This window comes from Flavobacterium sp. B330r (assembly GCF_056824325.1).
In genome coordinates this window covers 5,629,849-5,649,343 of record NZ_CP124860.1, presented here as the reverse complement: position 1 = coordinate 5,649,343, position 19,495 = coordinate 5,629,849, and the positions used below count along the sequence as shown (strand labels likewise).

The 19,495-nt window shown below is 33.9% G+C and carries 13 protein-coding genes; 9 read left to right on the top strand and 4 right to left on the bottom strand.

The genetic code is table 11. From position 1 onward, the window contains the following. Positions 1-577 precede the first annotated feature (577 nt). From QLQ95_RS24540 to QLQ95_RS24500, 9 genes are all read left to right on the top strand, one after another. Positions 578-1,414: a hypothetical protein gene (locus tag QLQ95_RS24540; protein WP_482502069.1), complete on the top strand. Its 837-nt coding sequence runs from the start codon at positions 578-580 to the stop codon at positions 1,412-1,414. Positions 1,415-1,445: 31 nt separating this feature from the next. Next, positions 1,446-2,738, top strand: coding sequence for an IPT/TIG domain-containing protein (locus QLQ95_RS24535; RefSeq protein WP_482502067.1), 1,293 nt, complete (start codon positions 1,446-1,448; stop codon positions 2,736-2,738). An 80-nt stretch (positions 2,739-2,818) separates the two neighbouring features. Continuing rightward, positions 2,819-4,162 carry a PKD domain-containing protein gene (locus tag QLQ95_RS24530; protein WP_482502066.1) on the top strand — a complete coding sequence of 448 codons (1,344 nt, stop codon included), beginning with the start codon at positions 2,819-2,821 and terminating at the stop codon, positions 4,160-4,162. A gap of 7 nt (positions 4,163-4,169) precedes the next feature. Further along, positions 4,170-6,626 (top strand): TonB-dependent receptor, encoded by a 2,457-nt coding sequence (locus QLQ95_RS24525; protein WP_482502065.1) that lies wholly within the window; start codon positions 4,170-4,172, stop codon positions 6,624-6,626. A gap of 90 nt (positions 6,627-6,716) precedes the next feature. After that, entirely contained in the window at positions 6,717-11,417 is a 4,701-nt protein-coding gene (locus QLQ95_RS24520) for a hypothetical protein (protein WP_482502064.1), read from the top strand. Between the two features lie 151 nt (positions 11,418-11,568). After that, entirely contained in the window at positions 11,569-12,966 is a 1,398-nt protein-coding gene (locus QLQ95_RS24515; RefSeq protein ID WP_482502063.1) for a DHA2 family efflux MFS transporter permease subunit, read from the top strand. A gap of 119 nt (positions 12,967-13,085) precedes the next feature. Then, positions 13,086-13,664 carry a Crp/Fnr family transcriptional regulator gene (locus tag QLQ95_RS24510; protein WP_095931578.1) on the top strand — a complete coding sequence of 193 codons (579 nt, stop codon included), beginning with the start codon at positions 13,086-13,088 and terminating at the stop codon, positions 13,662-13,664. Between the two features lie 162 nt (positions 13,665-13,826). Then, positions 13,827-14,684 carry an SDR family oxidoreductase gene (locus QLQ95_RS24505; RefSeq protein WP_482502062.1) on the top strand — a complete coding sequence of 286 codons (858 nt, stop codon included), beginning with the start codon at positions 13,827-13,829 and terminating at the stop codon, positions 14,682-14,684. 48 nt (positions 14,685-14,732) lie between these two features. After that, a complete protein-coding gene (locus tag QLQ95_RS24500; RefSeq protein WP_482502061.1) occupies positions 14,733-15,740 on the top strand; it encodes a VOC family protein in 1,008 nt (335 codons plus the stop codon). A 64-nt stretch (positions 15,741-15,804) separates the two neighbouring features. Here QLQ95_RS24500 and QLQ95_RS24495 read toward each other — a convergent pair whose 3' ends face one another. From QLQ95_RS24495 to QLQ95_RS24480, 4 genes are all read right to left on the bottom strand, one after another. Next, positions 15,805-16,596: an SDR family NAD(P)-dependent oxidoreductase gene (locus QLQ95_RS24495; RefSeq protein WP_482502060.1), complete on the bottom strand. Its 792-nt coding sequence runs from the start codon at positions 16,594-16,596 to the stop codon at positions 15,805-15,807. 50 nt (positions 16,597-16,646) lie between these two features. Beyond that, positions 16,647-17,228, bottom strand: coding sequence for a TetR/AcrR family transcriptional regulator (locus tag QLQ95_RS24490; RefSeq protein ID WP_482502059.1), 582 nt, complete (start codon positions 17,226-17,228; stop codon positions 16,647-16,649). A gap of 75 nt (positions 17,229-17,303) precedes the next feature. Further along, complete coding sequence (locus QLQ95_RS24485; RefSeq protein ID WP_482502058.1) at positions 17,304-18,290, bottom strand: SDR family NAD(P)-dependent oxidoreductase; 987 nt, start codon at positions 18,288-18,290, stop codon at positions 17,304-17,306. 310 nt (positions 18,291-18,600) lie between these two features. Beyond that, positions 18,601-19,425: a hypothetical protein gene (locus QLQ95_RS24480; RefSeq protein WP_482502057.1), complete on the bottom strand. Its 825-nt coding sequence runs from the start codon at positions 19,423-19,425 to the stop codon at positions 18,601-18,603. Positions 19,426-19,495: the final 70 nt, after the last annotated feature.

Here is a 19,495-nt window from a genome sequence, read left to right as displayed (position 1 = left end):
TGAATTTGAAATACTGGAATTACTAAGAAATGAGACTAAAAAGTAAAAAGGATTTACTATTCTTTATTGATAACCCCATTAAATTATTTAATAAAGAAATCTATGTGGCAATTCATGCAGAAAGTAAATTCTTTAGATGAAGGTTTATTTGATTTTATTAAAATAGAATAGTTATGTACAGTAATGCAATTAAAATAGAAAAAGTGTCAAATTTCTTTCTAGATAATCAATTTAAATTATATTGGAAAGAAGGAGGCTTATTTTGATACAGAAAATTTTGAAGTTATATGGTTTGAAGCGCCATTAGAAGAAAGAAAGCATTTGTTTTTTACAGACGTTCCACAGGTCAACAATGAAGTACTAGGGGTTATGGATAGTGAAAATAATTTAAGGGTTTATGAAAGAAATTAAATCTGTTTTCTAATAATGCAAGCTCCTGCTAGTGCGAGCATGTTGCTCGTGAACGCAAAGGATATTTAAAATATAAAACGCCCATTGAAGACAAGAAAAAGCAGATTATATCCAACATTAATTAAAAATAAAAATAAAAACAAAAAATAAAAACAAAAACTAACAAATGAAAAAAAATCTTTTAACCCTAATAGTAATTCTAATTAGCATTGGTGGTTTTGCGCAAAAATTAAAAATTGATAAAGGAGAACTAAAACTAGACGAAAAAACAATAGGTTTTGTAGAAGGTAAAAAACCGCTTTTTACCATTTTTAGTTTAGATAAAAGTTATTCAATTACGGCAGAACTAAAGAAAGCTCCAAACGAAGATTCTATGGTATTGCCATGGATTGAAATTAAAGATGAAGCGACGGGGAAATCAAACGAATTAGAATTTAAGAACAAAAGCAGAAAATTCAGTGCCTTCAATTACGACCGTAGTATAGTCTATGAATTATTGGATAGAGGTATGGTAGGGGTAGAAGGTTTAAACAAAGAAGCAATTGAAAGTTTTATCAATGGTGAATCAGCAGGTATAGCCGCAAAGCGTTTGGGCGTTCAAGGCGAAATAGATAATGCTGGTAAAATTGCAGATACTTATCAGTTAGCGATCGATGATTATGGTACAATTTTTAGCGTTAAGGCACAAAATAAAGATATAGACGATAAAAGAATTGGGTTTATCAAAATGACATCGCCTTCTCAAAATGGAGATTTGAAATATGAAGTAATGGACCTAGATAATAATTTAGTAGGAACTTGGTTTGCCAGAGGCGGTATGTTCTCAGGATATGAAAAACTATTAAATCAGGAAGTCATTACATTCAACGGGAAAGTCTTCAAAGCGACTTTCGACAATAGAGGAAACCCTACAGGTTACAAAATGAGCAAAGATATAACAGCAATAAATATCGTGAGAGTTTTGGTTGGAAATGGATATACTTTAGGAAGTCAGTCTAAATAGAATTTTAAAAAAAATGTATAAAATAATTAAAATGAAAAAAACAGTCTTATTAGCCGCAGTATTGCAACTTTTTATGGTACTAGGCAGCTGTAGCTCAGATTCAGATAGTCCTTCAACTCCTGAACCGCCAATTGTTGTAATAAAAGCTGCAAAAGTAACATCATTCTCTAAAAACTTTGGAGAAGCAGGAGAAACCATTACAATCTATGGTGAAAATTTTTCTGATAAGATAACAGATATTAAAATTGCCTTTGATGGAGTTTCTGCTACAGTTGTTTCATCAACAGCTACTGAGATTGTATTCAAACTGCCGTCAACTGAAAAATTAGTTCCACAATTGTCTTTAACAATTGAGAATAGAACCATTACAAATGAAGTTAAGAATGCTTATCAAGGAAATATAGGCGTTTTACCTAAATCATCTACTACTGATTGGTTTACAATGGACAACGTTCTAAAAAATGAGAATAAAGTCTATAGTGTTCAAGTCGTTAGCGATAAAATAATGTACTATTCTATGGCAGACTACGGAGGAAGCGGAGTTTACAGAACTCTTGATGGAGGTATTACTTTTGTAGAATGGGGAAGAACTGGTTTTTCTGGAGCTTTTTCGGCTACTAAAAATGATGAAGGCTGGGCAGATACAGCATTTGGAATTCAAAAGGTACCAGTTGGAGGTTCTTCAACAATGGAATTTATCAGCGCAACAACAAAGGGTATTTATTACTCTGTTTATGTTGATGATGATATGAAAAAGGGAACTATAATTACTTCATACGGAGATGTTTATAGCACAGCTGATGGAGTTGAGTTTTCACAAGTCTATGATGCTCATTTTATTGATAAAGGTTTTGATTCAGGATCTATAATCAAATCTGATGAAATTGACAATGATCATATTTGGGCTATTGGTATGAAAGAAGTGGCAAATATATATTATCCTTTTATTTTATTTAAAAATAATGAAACTGAGGGGTGGAAGGAACATTATTTTGCAAGTGAACCAAATACTATAGCGGCAGAAGTATCTTTTGCAGATAAGGCAAATGGTTATTTTTTAATTAATAACTCTACCATTTACAAAACTACAGATGGCGGTGATACTTGGACTAAAATTTATAGTGGAGAGAAATTCACAAAATTGGTATTTAAAGATGCTAATACGGGTTGGGCAGTTTTAGAAAACAAAATTTACAAAACAGTAGATGGAGCTAAAACATGGACGCTTGATTATACAAATACGCAAGCTATCAAATCAATTGGCTATAAAAACAATATTGTTTGGGCTATTTCTATAGATAAAATTATCAAGCGTTATCTATAATTTTTAATCAATAGAATTCAAAATATAGAATAAAAAGCACTGCAGTTTTTTAATAGCTGCAGTGTTTTAAAATGCACTGAATGAAAAAAACTTTACTCTTATTCTTACTTTTCGTTATTACTTCTTGTTATCAGGAAACTGCTATAGTTATAGAAGGTGAGTTCACGACTTCGTATGTTGATCAGGATGAATCTATACCCGTTATTATTAAAATTGATAATAATATAACGGGTGCAGATACTTATGAATGGACATTTGAGGGCGGAAATCCTTCTGTTTCAAATTCTAAAAATCCAGGCGAGATTTTATACAGCAAGCAGGGAACTTATACCATCAAAGTAACAGCAAAAAATGTAGATGGTGAGAGTCGAGAATTTACTCAAACTGTTGTAATAAAAGAAGGAATTAATATTGAGTTTACGCATGAAATTGTAAAAAGCAATTACTCTCCTGTTGAGGTAATTTTAAAGAATGCTACTATTGGAGAAGGCTTGACTTTTAATTGGGAATTTCAAGACGGTTCGCTAGCTTCTTTTTCAGGGAAAACCCCTCCAAATGTTGTCTTTACAACTCCTGGAGAACACATAATAACTTTGACTGTATCAAATGGTTTTGAATCTGAAAAACAGACTAAAACCATTACTGTTGCTCCGTATTTGGTAAGTTTGTTTACCTATGAGCCAAAGTTTGAAGACGACGATTACGAAGCTCCTGTAACAATTAATTTTACAAACAAATCTGTCAGCGCAACCCATTACAAATGGACATTTGAAGGCGGGAATCCAGCTGTTTCTACAGAAGAGAATCCAACTGTTGTTTTTACAAGTGCAGGCGTTCATGAAGTTATTTTAGAAGCTTTTAATGATAAAACAAGTCAGATTTTCAAATCGACTATTACAGTTCTGCCCGATACAAACCTGCGAACATTTGCTAATATAAAATTAGGAATTAACACGGCACATAACGGCAATAATATTGGCGCAATGTTCTCGACAGTTATACGCGAAGTATATAAGGCAAACGAAATTAACGATGAGAATAGCAGTCTAGTAGATATCGTATTTCAAGGTTTAAACAGCAACTTTTCATACAACAGATTCATCTCTCCAGATCAGGCTAATAACTATGGGTTTTTAGCATTAAAAAATGCGCAAAGCACCATTTTTGTAAATTCTCAAAGCTTATGCAATTGTGGTTTAAATTTTACCGAAGCACAATTCGACAGTATGGTAAATGACACGCCTATAAAAACATTAAACATAAGTTATAGCGCTGGAGGAGCACAGGAATTTGGATTTGCTTATCCGAGAATCGTTTTATTTAAAACACAAGACGGCAGAAAAGGCGCCATTAAAATAAAAGAAATGGTAAAGAACGGTGCAAGTTCTTATATTTTATGCGACATCAAAGTTCAAAAACAATAACCGCTAAATGAAGATAAAGAATAATAAAATCTTGTTTTGGTTATGTATTGTTTTGGCCTGTTGTTTTTGCAGGAAAGGATATGCACAGGATGTAGATTTGGAGAATTTTTATAAACCTAATTTTAAGGTAACAGGGAATATTAATGCCAATATGATGTACTACAATTCAAATATGGAAAATTCACGTGAACCTTTCACTTATCTGTTTTCAGGGAGTTTGAATATTAGTGCTTTTAATTTTAGCGTTCCGTTGTTTTATAGTTTTACCAATCAAGGAGATAATTTAGGATATACTGCTCCATTTGATTTTAACAGATTAAGCATTATGCCTAAATACAAATGGGTAAAGGCTTATATTGGAAATGTGAGTATGACATTTTCACCTTATACATTAAGTGGTTATCCATTTAAAGGAGTCGGATTAGAACTGACGCCAAACAGTCCGTTTAAAGTGTCGTTAATGGGAGGACAGCTCCTTAAAGCCGTTTCGGCAGAAAATGCTTCAGGCGGAATTCCGATTTATCAGCGTTTTGGTTATGGAGCAAAAGTAGGTTTTGAGAAAGCGCAATATAAATTAGGTTGGATTGGTTTTTATGCCAAAGACGATGCCAGTTCATTAAACATGGTAAATGATAAAGGAGTTACACCAAAAGAAAACTTTGTAAACAGTTTGATTTTTAGCACTTCGGTAGTGAGAAATTTAAATTTAAATGTCGAGTATGCCTTATCTGTATTAACAGATGATACTAGAAATGAAAGTCTTTCGGGAGGAGCTTTTCGAGATAAGATATTTTCTGGTAAAGAAAGTACAAGTTATATGAACGCTTTCAATGTTAATTTCGATTATAATATTCAGAAAAGTACTGTCGGATTAACGTACGAGCGCATTGATCCTAATTACAATACCCTTGGAGCATTATATTTTAATAATGATTTAGAAAACATCGCGTTGCGTTTTGCGAGACCTTTTTATCAAGATAGAATTACAGTTTCGACCAGTTTAGGATTTCAAAAAGACGATTTAGAAAAAATAAAAAAACAAGATACAAAACGTGTTGTAGGGTCTATTAACATGAATTATAGAGTTACAGATCAAATCAATATTACGGGTAGTTATTCTAATTTTTCTACGTATACCAATAAAAAATTAGATCAGTTTGAACTGATAAATAATCCAAATGTTGTGCAGGCAGACACTTTAGATTACAGACAATTGTCTCAAAATGCTAATGTCAATATGTCTTATGCTTTCGGAAAAAAAAGAAATCAAAATTTAAACTTTAATTATAGTATTGCAGGTCAGGCCAACGAACAAGGAGGCGTGATTAGAAAAGGTCAGGCAAGCACGGTTCAAAATTATAACTTGGCGCATACGGTTAGTTTTCTTGCAACGAAAGTCTCTTTAAACAGTTCGCTTAATTATACCAAAAATGAAGTGAGCCGAAACAATAATTCATCTATGGGAGCTTCGGTTGGAGCTTCAAAAAAACTATTCAAAGACAAGCTAAATACAAACCTTGGATTTCTTTATAATAATTCGCAAGGAAATATGAATTCAAGCTCTGTATTTGGAATCAAGTTTAACAATAGTTACGTAATGTATCAAAGGCATAATTTTGGTTTAAACGTTATTTCGATGTTTAGAAGCAGCACGAATACTGACAAATTTAATGACTTAACGGCTACTTTAAATTACACCTGTTCGTTGGATAAAATAAAGCTTCCTGCCAAAAAAGAGCCTAAAAAAGAAAAAGAAGAGGTTTTAAATCCTATTCTAAAAATAAAGCATAAAGACAAAACGTACGAAGGAACGAGAGACGAAATTATACAGCAACTTCAGGATATGCAGACAGCGCTTCGTCCAATGCCAAAAGAAGATTCAGAAGAATTACAGCATCTGTTAACGCTTACCACTTTGACTCCAGATGATGATAGTTTCAAAGAAAAAGCATTGAATTATTTAAAAGCATACGACCTAAATAATGACATCTTAAATAAATACGACAATTACATTCATGAAACTGTAAAAAGTTTACAAGAAGAAATGGCTCGTAAAGACGAAGGATATGAGAATGATTATGTGATGGCTTTAGGAAGAGTAAACAAGCATAAAATGCATGGTGTAGATGAAAAAGACGTGACAGATAAAGTGAGTTATAATTCATATTTAAAACTGGTAGACAGAAAAAATAAAAAATTACAGCCTTTATTAGTTCATCGATGGATGCTTAATGAGATTGGAATACTTTCAAATACACCTGTAGATCAGCTTCGCGAAAATGAAAACCTTTCTGCTTTTAATAAAGAAGAGCTAGGGGATTTCTTTAAAATGATGAAAGAGAAAAAAGCAGATGCAGTAATAATCGAAGAAATAAAAATCAAACTAATTCCATTCTATCATGATTTAGCAGTTAAAAATGTTAAAGACGGAGAAGTCGATTTTAAGTTTTTAAAGAATAATTAATAGTCAAATAAACTCTTTTGCTGTTCGAAAGAGTAAAATATAAAAGAAGTCGGTATGCTTTATTTTTCAAAAAAACAGAATGATTTGCTTATGAAAAAAAATTACAAAATACATTTTGCGACACTGCTTATCTTGCTTTCGGTTGTTTTTTCTTATGGGCAGGAAATTCAGCCACCAAAAGAATTAAGTGCAGCTTCAAGTTCGATACAAAAGATCGAAGCCGCTGATCGTTGGGTAGATAAGTTTTCAAATCAAGATTTGGTAGAACTGCCTATTGGTATTCGTAATACGGTAAATAATATTCAATATTCTATCGGAATTACAAAAGCTACTTTTACGCCAGAGTATACAACGCTGACGGTTTTCTGTAGAGTAGATATTCCTCAGAAAGATAAAAAAACCGGACAGCCCATGCAGCTTTTCTTTGGAGCAGATAATGTTAAATTATCGCATCAAGGAGGTATTATGGGCGAAGCCAAATTGGTATTGCTAGGCAATGTTGATATTCCGTTTAATGAGGATAAATGGCAGGTTTCTTTGTACGGAGGTTTCGAAATGGCGACAGGAAACGTAAACGACCTAACGTATGTAAAGATCGATTGTGATGGTTTTAAAGAAATGAAGATTTCTGGCGCTGTTGAGTTTTCTAGAGATCTAATTTTGCCAATCGATCCGTTGACCAAAACGGTTGATGAAGCAAAAACTACAGTTCCAAAAACGTATTATAACGGAAAAACGGTTGCAATACCCAATAGAGTTAGAGGAGAATTTAGTTTTACAGCAGGTAGTTGGAATGATATTTTATTAAATGTAAGTCTTCAACCTTTTGTATTAAAAGACAAACGAAACGGAAAAGATTTTGATGGTAATTTCCAGTTTTTGGTAAGCAATGCAGTATTAGATTTAAGTGATTTAAAAAATGATCCTGTAGTTGTTTTTCCAGAGTATTATGCCAAAAATTCGCTTTTGGTTCCAAGTCAAGAATCGTGGAAGGGAGTTTTTGTCCAGACTTTTGATGTAGGTCTGCCCAAGGAATTTCAAACAACAGATACGGCATCAAGTAAAGAAAGACTTCATGTAGGCGCACAAAATCTTATTATAGATAAATTTGGAGTTTCGGGAACTTTCTATGCAGATAATGTTTTTCCTTTAGATCGAGGAATAACCAGTCAGGAAAAATCATGGGCTTATTCCTTAGACCATATTGATGTAACTATTGCGGCAAATACTTTTGTAAAAGCAAATTTAAAAGGACAGATTCTTTTACCCATTAGTAAAGCCACACCAGAGAAAAAAGAAACGACTACAACTCCTGCAACAAATGCGACAGCGAATACAGGAACGGCTGGCGCAACAGGAACCGATTCTGCTAAACCAAAACAAACCAATAGGGCTGGTTTAGAATACAACGGATTTATTTCTATGGAAGAGCAACAATTGGTTGTGATAACCAAAGATTCCATAGCTTTTGATATCTGGAAAGCAAAAGCATTATTGCTGCCCAATAGTTCTGTCGAGTTAAAATTAGTCAATGGGCGATTTTTGCCTAAAGCCAATCTAAACGGTTCGGTTTCTTTTGGAACCAATAAAGGAGCAACAGACGATAAAGATGTAGAAGGTAAGAAAACAGTAGACTTTAAAGGAATTACGTTTGAGAACCTGCAATTACAGACTGTTTCGCCTATTATTTCTGTTAGAAATATGGGATACAAAGGGACCGTTGGTTTTGGTAATTTCCCTGTTTCTATCGGAAACATTAACGTAGCCATTAATGGAGATGATTCCCGAATTGATTTTGATTTAGGAATTAATTTAATGGAAAGTATTGGAGCAGGAGCAACCGCAAGAATTGGAATAAAGGGTAAGATGTACGATGATGGGTATAGGCAAAGAAGCCGATACGCTGGTTTGGATCTTTCGGCTATCCATATAGATTGTAAGTTCAGCGGATTAACCATTAAAGGAGGGCTTATTCTAATGGAAAAAGACCCTGTATATGGAGATGGATTTAATGCAGATGTTGAAGTCGACGTTGTGGATGTTGTTAATGTAAAAGCAAAAGCAATTTTCGGACGTACTACTTTTAGATATTGGTATTTTGATGGAGCGGTTAAGTTTCCTCCAACACCAGGTGTTCCTTTTATGATTACAGGTTTTGGTGGAGGAGCCTATTACAAAATGCATCGAAATCAAGATATTGCTATTGGCGAATTTTCTCCTTCGGGACTAAGTTATACGCCAGACGAGAAAATAAGTTTAGGAATTAAGGCTTTAATCTATTTTCACGTAGGAGCAGAAACCATTTGCGATGGCGAAGCCGGATTTGAAATGGCATTTAACTCAAAAGGAGGAATAAACAGATTAGCTATTTTCGGTAAAGCCAATGTCATGGCTAAAATTCCAGGACTTAAAAATGTTACCGATTTAATGGGTAAAGTAGCTTCAAATGTTACCGCTAAGAAAAGCTTTTTAGGAATTACAGAAAATGATCTTAAAGGTTCTTTTGCGAGCAAATATATTCCAGAAGCTAAAGAAGCAATTCCAGGAGATTTGTCGGCAGCAGTAGGAATAAAAATGGCAGCAGCTGTCGAATTTGATTTTGAAAACAAATCGATGCACGCCACTACTGATGTATATATTAATACACCAGGAAATTTCCTTTCGGGAACTGGAGAAGGAGGAAGAGCCGTTTGGGGAGTTTTCCATAAAGATCCAAAAGATTGGTACATGTACATGGGAACACCAAAAGACCGATGCGGAATTAAAATTGGAGTTGCAGGTATGTATTTGCAAACGACAAGTTATTTTATGGCAGGAACGGTACTTCCGGGCAGTCCGGCGCCACCTCCACAAGTAGCTCAAATTTTGGGTGTAGAATTAAAAGAACTGGATTATATGCGTAACGAAAATGAATTGGCAAATGGAGGTGGTTTAGCCTTTGGAGCCAGTCTAGATTTCGATACAGGAGATTTAAGTTTCTTACTTTTTTACGCCCGTTTTCAGGCAGGAATGGGATTCGATATTATGCTTAAAGATTATCAGGAAGCTAGATGTTCCAACACAGGAAGCCGTGTAGGTATAAATGGTTGGTATGCCAACGGACAATCTTATGCTTATCTGCAAGGAGAACTTGGAATTAGAATTAAATTATCTTTCTTAAAACTAAAGGTTCCAATTATTTCTGGAGGAGCCGCAGTTTTATTACAAGCGAAATTACCAAATCCAGTTTGGATGCGCGGGTATGTGGCAGGAAATATGAATATTTTAGGAGGACTGATAAAAGGAAAATTCAGATTTAAATTTGAATTAGGCGAAGAATGCCAATTTGAAAATGCATCGCCACTAGGAGGTATTAAATTAATCACCGATGTGACTCCAAAACAAAGCTCTACAGATGTAGACGTTTTTGCTGTGCCACAAGCTGCATTTTCAATGAAAGTAAATGAAGCTTTTGTAATTCCTGAAGACGCAGGCGATGTGACTTATAAAGTTATATTAGAAAAATTCAAAGTATTTGATGGAACCAAAGAAATTCCAGGAGTTTTTGAATGGAGTAGTATGAAAGACAGAGTTAATTTTGTTTCAACAGATATTCTTCCTCCTCATAAAGAATTGAAAGTTCAAGTTGAGGTTAGTTTCCAAAAAATGGTAAATGGCGTATTCCAGCCTATAAAAGTAGACGGAAAAGTGGCCACAGAATTTGAAGAAAGAATATTTACAACAGGAGGCGCGCCAAACCATATTCCGCTTACCAATATTAAATACTCTTATCCAGTTGTAGATCAAAAGTATTTCCTTGAAGAAGAATATTCAAAAGGATATATCCAACTGAAGCGTGGTCAGGATTATTTGTTTGAAGATTCTAATTGGGAGACCAGTATTAAGATGGCGCAAGACGGAACTTCTAACTCAAAAGCAGTGGCATTTAACTATGATACTACTTCAAATGAAGTATATTATAACTTGCCCAATATCGATCAGGATAAGAAATATAATTTCTCTATCGTTAGTAATTTAAAGCAGAATACAACAAGAAATACGACATCGAATACAAAGACAAATACGATTAGTGATGAGGGTAATGATATACAAATAAAAGAAAATCAAGCCGATGCCATATCTAAAGCGGAGGGAAGCATTGATCGTTTAAACTATTCATTCAATACGAGTAAATACAAGACTTTTGCTTCTAAAATGAATGCAATTAATACTCAAAGCTACGATTTTGGAATTTTGTTTTCAGATGTTATTTATTTAACCAATGGTATTTCAAGTCAAGAGGCTTTTGACCTAGTAGAGCTTAGAGGAGTAACTTACAGTGACAATAAACCTGTAGTAACAGCAGAATCTAAATTAAATGATCAATATTATACAACAGACATTTATCCTTATTTGTATAAAGATTATCCTTTAAATGGTATTTTCTCAATAAAAAATAGAGATACTAGCGAATTTGGAGTTGTTCCTGCAAAGGCAATTCCGTTAAATGCTTCTTATATGACAAATTTAGAAAACGATGTTAATCAGTCTTGGACTAGAGCTAACTTCCCGTTTAGATACAATTTGCCATTTGTCTATAAGGAAGATTGGATCGATTTGAACAATCAAATAGTGAACAACTACATTAACGGAGAACCAGGTGTTGTGGCGCTTGCTCAGCGATTTATTAGTAGTTCTTACCAATTCATGCGATATGGAAATTATGAAATAGTAATGAAGTATAATCTGCCAGGAAATAAACAGGCAAATGAGTTTGTTTATAAGTATAAAAACATCAATACTTTTAGGTAAATTCTATAAAGGACTATAAGTGACTTTAAAAACCCGTTTGAAAATTCTCAAACGGGTTTTTATTTTAGACAACCAGATTTAACATTTAGGAGCGCTTTTTTTTATTAATTTACATAATCATACAAATCGAGCTTTTATCTAAAACTAAAAGATGCTGAATAATAAAGAAGAAAAGAAAGAACAAAACGCAGTATATATGCTCCCTTGGGTAACGGCAATTGCAATGTTTATGCAATCCTTAGATGGTACAATTCTTAATACTTCGCTGCCTTCAATAGCTAAAAACATGGGATATTCGGCCACCGAAATGGATTCGGTTATTGTAACCTACACACTCACATTAGCAATGTTTATTCCGCTTTCCGGATGGCTGGCAGATAAGTTTGGCACCAGAACCATGTTTATGATTGCCGTGTTTCTGTTTATCATGGGATCTTTGTTTTGCGCTCTTTCAGTTGATTTGAATACGCTTAACATGGCACGTGTTTTACAAGCGGTTGGTGCTTCCATGATGGTGCCAATTGCCCGATTGGCTATTTTGTATCAATACCCCAAAAACGAACTGCTTAAGACAATGAACTTTATAACCTTATTCGGATTGTTAGGAATGGTTGCGGGTCCAAGTTTAGGAGGTTTTCTCTCAGATAATTTCAGCTGGCATTGGATTTTTCTAATAAACATTCCCATTGGCCTCATCGGAATTTCGATGGCGTATCGCATTATGCCTAACTTTAAGCACGCAGTAGGAAGATTCGATTTTAGAGGATTGGTTTATTTCAGTTTGGCACTAATTTCTATCACTTTGGTTTTAGAACTTATTGGAAACGGACGACCACACATGATTGTGATTCTAAGTTTATTGATTCTCTTCGGACTGCTTTCGCTCTTTTATTATATTCATTATAAAAAAACTGAAAAACCCATAATCGATCTGCATCTTCTAAATATTAGAACCTTAAAAATAGGATTGATGGGAAGTTTAATTACCAGACTTGGAATTGGCGGACTGCCATTGCTTTTACCGCTTATGCTACAAACCAGTTTTGGTTACTCGGCATCGGTATCAGGATTATTGCTGTTGCCGTCTGCCTTGTCAAATGTTGCTGTTAAGCCTTTTATGGTAAATATTATAAAGTTTTTTGGCTACAGAACAGTACTGATAAGCAACACCATTTTGCTAGGAATTGTTTTAATTATTCTCGGATTTGTAACGAAAGAAACACCAATTGGATACTATATTTTACTGATGATATTCTACGGAATTTTCACCTCTATACAAATGTCTGCCATGAATACGATTACGCTTTCAGATTTAGATCAAGATACAGCGAGTGGCGGAAATACAATGTTGGTTATTATGCAACAGCTTTCAGTAAGTTTTGGAGTTTCTGTGGCGAGTCTTGCGCTTTCTTTATTTCAGGACGGAATTTTCAATTTAGACGCTTCAAAAGCATTTCAATATACTTTTATTGCATTGGCTGTTTTTACCATCTTTTCAAGCTTTACTTTTTCAAAATTAAGTAAAACAGATGGAGGAGGATATATGTAATTTTATTTTGCATAAATAAGTTTTTGAATTCAAAAAAATAACAACTTATCTAATCAATCTGACTTGTTTTGGATTAAGTTATTTGTTCTTCAAATGGCTTTTGTATAATTTTACATACTATGTATGAAATATTCCAAAAGTATCTAGAAGAAAAAACTGAACTGACTCCCACAGAATCGGAACGTATTCAATCATTTGCTATAATTAAAAAACTTCGTAAAAGACAATATCTGCTTCAAGAAGGAGATGTCTGGAAATACGATGCTTTTATTACAAAAGGCTGTGTTAGAACTTATACCGTTGATGAAAAAGGCAGTGAGCATGTAAATAGTTTCAGTATCGAAAATTGGTGGACAGGAGACCGCGAGAGTTTAATGATGCAGCAACCGTCTCGTTTTAATATCGATGCCATTGAAGATACCGAGCTTGTTCTTTTTACGCATGAGAATTTTGAATTGCTGTGCAGAGAAATTCCAGCATTTAATAATATGGTAAATGCTATTCTGCAAAGAAGTTTTATTGCTGCTCAAAATAGAATTCAGGCCTCACTTACTTTAACGGCCGAAGAAAAGTATTTAAACTTTATAAGCAAGTATCCAGGTTTTGCTTCGAGAATTCCTCAAACCATGATTGCTTCATATTTGGGTATGACACCAGAAACGTTAAGCCGTATTCGAAAACAAACCGCAAAGAAATAAATATACAAGGAGCTTTTAAAGCTCCTTTTTTTATGCCTTCTTCCAACTCTTGATCTATATCAAGTTTTTACTTATTTCTAATCAATGTGCAGGTTTTGCATTCATCGCAACTTTGTAATGTTCAAAAGAAACAAACATTATAAACATTTAAATATTGAAATCATGTCAAAAACAATTTTCATTACAGGAACAAGTACAGGCTTTGGAAAATTAACAGCTGTAACATTAGCAAACGCAGGTCATTCCGTAATTGCAGGAATGCGAAATACCAATGATAAAAATGCCGCTGTTGCGAAAGAATTGGAAGCAATAGAAAACATTGAAGTAGTAGATATCGATGTTACAGATGATGAATCAGTTACTAAAGCAATCGAAAAAGTATTGATTAAATACGGAAAAATTGACGTTTTAATCAATAATGCGGCGGTAAGCGGTTTTGGTTTGCTTGAAGGATATTCTATCGATCAGGTTCGTAAAATGTTTGATGTAAACGTTTACAGCGTACTTCGCATGTATCAGGCAGTGCTTCCTTCTATGAGAAAAGAAAGAAACGGACTCGTAATTAACATTACAACCGGAGCAAGCGCACACACACTTCCATTTATGGTTCCGTACATCGCATCAAAACTGGTGGTTGAAAGTTTTACAGAAGGATTGCAAGACGAACTTGCTGATTATGGAATTGAAAACGTAAGCATACAGCCTGGAGTTTATCCGACAGAAATGAATAACGGATCTAAAGCGGGTATTCATGCTGATAAAACACAAATTATAGAAGAATATGGAGATGCAGCAACCGAAAAATTCAACGCCTTAGGCACAGCATTATTTGGAAAAATGGCTCAGTTTGATATGAATCTGCAAACCATTGCTGATGGTATTCTAGAATTGTTAAGTATGAAAAAAGGGGAGAGACCGCTTCGTTTTCCGCTAGACGCGATTGCTCAAGGAACCGATAAAGAATTTATAGAAGCCCGCGCCAATATTAAAGCAAAATGGGTAGCAGCTTACACCAATTAATTTTCTTTTAAAACACATTTTAATAATTTACTTAGATTCAAAATAAACATGAAAACAATGCATATAAAATCAAATAAAAAAGTCCAAACTTCAGCAGCAGCAATGCTTAATTTATTAATACTCTTTTCTGCTTCAGAAAAAACAGCTGCACAAACTAGTGCAGGAATCGTCGGAATAGATCATGTCGGAATCAATGTTCCTGATCTTAATAAAGCCGTTACATTTTTTAATGATGTTTTGGGTTTTGCACCCGTAACTCAATTAGGACCAATTCCGCTTGACGCTGATTGGAAAAAACTAAATCACATTAACCCAAATACTGGAGCCGTTACCATAAAGATGATCAATGCAGGAAATGGAGCAAGTATAGAAGTGTTTGAGTATGCAGACAATAAAGGAAGCAAAACACACCCCAGTACAGATGATATTGGAGCATCTCATATTGCATTTTATGTAAAAGATATTAATGCATCTGTACAGTATTTAAAAAGTAAAGGCGTAAAAATAATAGGAGAACCTTTTACAATGCCTTCTGGTGATACAGCGGGAGAAACTTGGGTTTATTTTGAAACGCCCTGGGGATCTAAAATGGAATTGGTTTCGTATCCTAATGGAAAAGGTTATGAAAAAACGAATCCCAAAACGATATTATGGTCTCCAAAAAATGAAGCAGTGAAAAAAGTCCCTGCAGATGACTTCGATTCTAAAAAGAACACGGCAATAGTAGAAAACCATCTTAAAATCTGGAATGAAAAAGTGGAGGTGAAACGTAAAGCTTTATTAAATCAAGTGTATGCGACTAATGTAGAAATGGTCGACCGTCATTTTATTGCTGAAGGAATTGAGGATATCAGTAAATTTATTGTAGAGCTTCAAACTAAAAATCCTGATTTTAGATTTACAGCCAAATCTGTAGAAACCAATCATAATATAGTTCGTTTGTATTGGCAGTTTGGTTCAAAAACAAAACCATCTGTAGTAAGCGGTATGGACTTGTTTGTTATTGAAAATGGTAAAGTTCAGAAACTGTATGTTTTTGTTGATCAAAAAGAATAACTTTTAAATTGATTTTGAAAGTTTTAAAAAGCCAGACAATAAGTTCTGGCTTTTTAAATTTCTATTAAATGGTTTTTAAAACACCACCATCTGCTCTTAGAGAAGCTCCATTTGTTGCCAAAGAAAGAGGACTTGCAAGATAAGTGGCAAGCGATGCAATTTCAGTTGGATTTATAAAACGCTGCAATAAAGAATGCGGATTGGTTTGCTGTACAATGCTATTTTTCATTTGTTCCACTTCGATATTCTGCAGAGATGCTATGTGTTCTATAACAGCCGCAACTCCGTCAGAATAAGTTGGTCCGCCTAGAATGGTATTTACGGTTACCTCTGTTCCAATGGTTAGTTTAGATAAGCCATTACTCACAGCAGTCATTGCGGCTTTAGTCATTCCATAATGAATCATATTTCCGGGAATATTTACACCAGATTCACTGCTTATAAAAATAATTCTTCCTGATTTTTTCTCCAGCATCTGTGGTAGAAGTTTCTTAGAAAGACGAACAGAACTCATCACATTAATTTCAAATATTTTATGCCAATCTTCATCTTCAATTTCTTCGAAGTTTTTTAGATCAAATTGGCCAACATTATTAATTAGAATATCGATGTTATTTAATTGGCCAAGTAGCGCGTCTATTTCCTCTTTTTTGCTAAAATCTGCTGCAATTCCAGATATTTTACAGTTTGGAAATTCGGTTTTCAATTTTTGTACCGCCAGATTTGTTTTTTCTTCACCTCTTCCGTTAATAATTACTTCTGCTTTTTCATTTAATAATTGTTGTGCAATTGCAAAACCAATTCCTTGAGTTGATCCGCTGATGAAAGCTTTTTTGCCTTCTAATTTTAAATCCATTTTTTTATTATTTATTTTTGTAATGATTGATACATAAATAGTCAAAAAAATTAGCTGATGACAGCTAATTGCATTTCGATTTGATCTCTTAATATTTTCTTGTCAGGATACATTCTGCGGAGCGTATTAAGTCCGCACCAAAACGTGATGAGGTATTTTCCTAGAATATCAGGAGAAGTTTTAGATTGTATGTTTCCTTTTATTTGTTCAGTTTTTATGGTTGCTGTAAACATCTGTTCGACTTCTTTTAAAATCTGTACAGCATTTGCTTCTAGGTCTTCATCTATATAAGTCATTTCGACGACTGTATTAGCGATAATACATCCTTTAAAATGTTCATTTGTGTCAGCTTCTGCAATACTTCTAAAAAAATCTTTAATTAATTCTAAAGGCGAATTACTTCTAGCAAGTTCATTTTTAAAAGCATCAAAAGCTAGTCTGCGTTCTTCAATAGCTTTTTTAAAGACTTCTTTTTTTCCGCCTTTAAAAGTATTGTAGAAGCTTCCGGCTCCAGCTCCAGTTGCTTTTTGTAAATCACTTAAAGAGGTTGCACTATAACCTTTCTGCCAAAAAACTTCCTGAGCCTTTTTTATGATATTAGAATCTTCATAGATTGTGGGTCTGCCTCTCATTTTATTTTATTTTGTAATGATCGATACAAAATTATATAAAAATAATTATTCAGCCAATTTTTTTAATGTAATCCTTTAAGAAGATTTTTTAAGAACTAAAAACAACGCAGCTGCGATGCCTAATCCCATAATTGCGGTTTTGGCAAAATTAGAATCTGTTTTGGAAGGAATATTTCCGTAGACTCTTAAGGGTTCTTTTGAATTGGTAAGCACATTTCCAGGATTGCTCTCCTTATTTTGATTCAGTTTCATTTTTAAGCGGAGTGCTGTCGATGCGGTATTGCTAATTAATTTTGGAAATAATTTATAGGTATTAGTAATTGCCGCCGCTTTAAAATCAGGAAACAAATCTTTTTTAGGATGTTTGGCCAAATAAACCATTTTGGCAGCAGTTTCGCGTGGATCGGAAGCAATAAAAGGAATTTTTATATCAAAACCCGAATACTTAGCAGAATGAAGATTTCCCGTAGAATTTTGTAACTGAGGATACAGATTGCAAACATGAATATGTCTGTGGTTAGAGATTTCTCCCTGCAAACATTCCATCATGCCTTTAATACCGAATTTAGATGCAGAATATACGGCGCTGTAAGGAGCGGGCATAAAGCCACCAATTGATACATTATTAATTAAAATACCGTGATTCTGATTTTTAAAAATTTTGATTGCGTTGTAAGCTCCATGCATGTATCCGAATAAATTGGTTTTTATAACCTGCTGGTGAATTTCTAACGGAATTTCTTCAAACTTTCCGCTTGCCATCACTCCGGCATTATTGATCCAGATATCGATTTTACCGCTCATAGCGAGGGCTTCTGCGGCAACTTTCTCTACATCTTCAGCTATAGACGTATCTGCCGAAACACCCACAACAGGAACATTTAATGCTCGGCAAAATTCTACAACTTCATTAATACCTTTCCAACCTCTTGCTGCTAAGACTAAATTGCATCCTTCATGAGCAAAAGCTTCTGCAGCTGCACGGCCGACACCACTGCTAGCGCCTGTTATAACAACCGTTTTTCCTTTTAGATCATTGGTATATTTTTCTGCATTTTTCATATCCTAAATATTAAGTGCGTAAAAGCGCATTTTTACTGCGGTGAGTTAATCAAATTGCTTTTTTAGACAAGATAATAATGCGCTTTTCGTTTGTTCTGCTTGAACTATTTTTTAAGATATATTTTTTCTCAGATGTTCTTGTACTGAATATTCTATTTTTTTGATTTAAAAAAAGCATAGCAAGTAATTTAGCAACGAAATAGCTTTTCCGTCTAATTGAAATATAAAATTAGAGTAAAACTATTCGGGCGCTGTTATATAATTACGCTTGCTAATTGCTTAATTAAGAGATTGTAAGAAGTTTTTTGATTTATCTAATCCTTACAAATTTTAGATTGTCGGTTTTGGTTGTAATAGTTAGATCCGCTTTGTGCAAGATATATTTCCCTTTTAGATAGTTTTTTGTTTTCTGCTGCGAGTTATTGTTAGTTTTTAAAGTTAAAGAATCTTTTGTAAAGGAGTATTCTCCATTTACAATGCTATCTAGTCGATCTGTTTTATTAATTTGAAAATTATTCATCATTTCAAAATGCAACCTTTCTTTAGTTTGAAGATTTTCCCAAGTTCCGTAAAAATCGTCTTGTGACATGTATTTGGTTTTCATAATACTAAACATAATAAAGAGACCAATGAATACAGCAGGAATATAAACGAATTTTATTACGCTAATCTTGTTCATCCATTTGGGTCTGTCACTGTTTTGAAACAATGGAGGTTCTTCTAAAAAGTATTTTAGAAAAACTTTATAATCAGAAAATAGTACAAACAATGCCATTAGGGTTAATGTTATCGCAATCTCTTTTGCATTAATATCATAAGCAAAATCGGTTAGAAGAATATTAACCATAAAAGTTAGGAAAAGAATAATCCCTATTCTTGTCGTTTTTCTAAAAAAGAGAAGGAACGAGCTTATAATTTGAGTAACGGCAATAACAATTGGATACCAATTGCAGTAGCCATAATAAAACCAAGTAAGGCGAAAACCATCTAGAGAACCAATAGGCATATCGTACACGCTTGGCTGTGAAACGAATTGGGTTTTTAATATTTTACCGTAAGCATATAAGATTATAATGGTAGCTAGAAAGTATCTGCAAAAGGTGTGTAAAAAAAGATGGATTTTTTGCCAGTTCATATTTTTTGGGATTTTTTTGTTTTACATTATTTGGTACGGGGTAAAAGTATAGTATCCCAAAATCGCAGAA

Excerpts from the sequence above, each read along its gene's own strand:
- QLQ95_RS24530 (WP_482502066.1), top strand. The coding sequence starts at position 2,819 with ATGAAAAAAACTTTACTCTTATTCTTACTTTTCGTTATTACTTCTTGT.
- QLQ95_RS24500 (WP_482502061.1), top strand. The coding sequence starts at position 14,733 with ATGAAAACAATGCATATAAAATCAAATAAAAAAGTCCAAACTTCAGCA.
- QLQ95_RS24520 (WP_482502064.1), top strand. The coding sequence starts at position 6,717 with ATGAAAAAAAATTACAAAATACATTTTGCGACACTGCTTATCTTGCTT.
- QLQ95_RS24540 (WP_482502069.1), top strand. The coding sequence starts at position 578 with ATGAAAAAAAATCTTTTAACCCTAATAGTAATTCTAATTAGCATTGGT.
- QLQ95_RS24495 (WP_482502060.1), bottom strand. The coding sequence starts at position 16,596 with ATGGATTTAAAATTAGAAGGCAAAAAAGCTTTCATCAGCGGATCAACT.
- QLQ95_RS24510 (WP_095931578.1), top strand. The coding sequence starts at position 13,086 with ATGTATGAAATATTCCAAAAGTATCTAGAAGAAAAAACTGAACTGACT.
- QLQ95_RS24480 (WP_482502057.1), bottom strand. The coding sequence starts at position 19,425 with ATGAACTGGCAAAAAATCCATCTTTTTTTACACACCTTTTGCAGATAC.
- QLQ95_RS24505 (WP_482502062.1), top strand. The coding sequence starts at position 13,827 with ATGTCAAAAACAATTTTCATTACAGGAACAAGTACAGGCTTTGGAAAA.
- QLQ95_RS24515 (WP_482502063.1), top strand. The coding sequence starts at position 11,569 with ATGCTGAATAATAAAGAAGAAAAGAAAGAACAAAACGCAGTATATATG.
- QLQ95_RS24490 (WP_482502059.1), bottom strand. The coding sequence starts at position 17,228 with ATGAGAGGCAGACCCACAATCTATGAAGATTCTAATATCATAAAAAAG.
- QLQ95_RS24525 (WP_482502065.1), top strand. The coding sequence starts at position 4,170 with ATGAAGATAAAGAATAATAAAATCTTGTTTTGGTTATGTATTGTTTTG.
- QLQ95_RS24485 (WP_482502058.1), bottom strand. The coding sequence starts at position 18,290 with ATGAAAAATGCAGAAAAATATACCAATGATCTAAAAGGAAAAACGGTT.
- QLQ95_RS24535 (WP_482502067.1), top strand. The coding sequence starts at position 1,446 with ATGAAAAAAACAGTCTTATTAGCCGCAGTATTGCAACTTTTTATGGTA.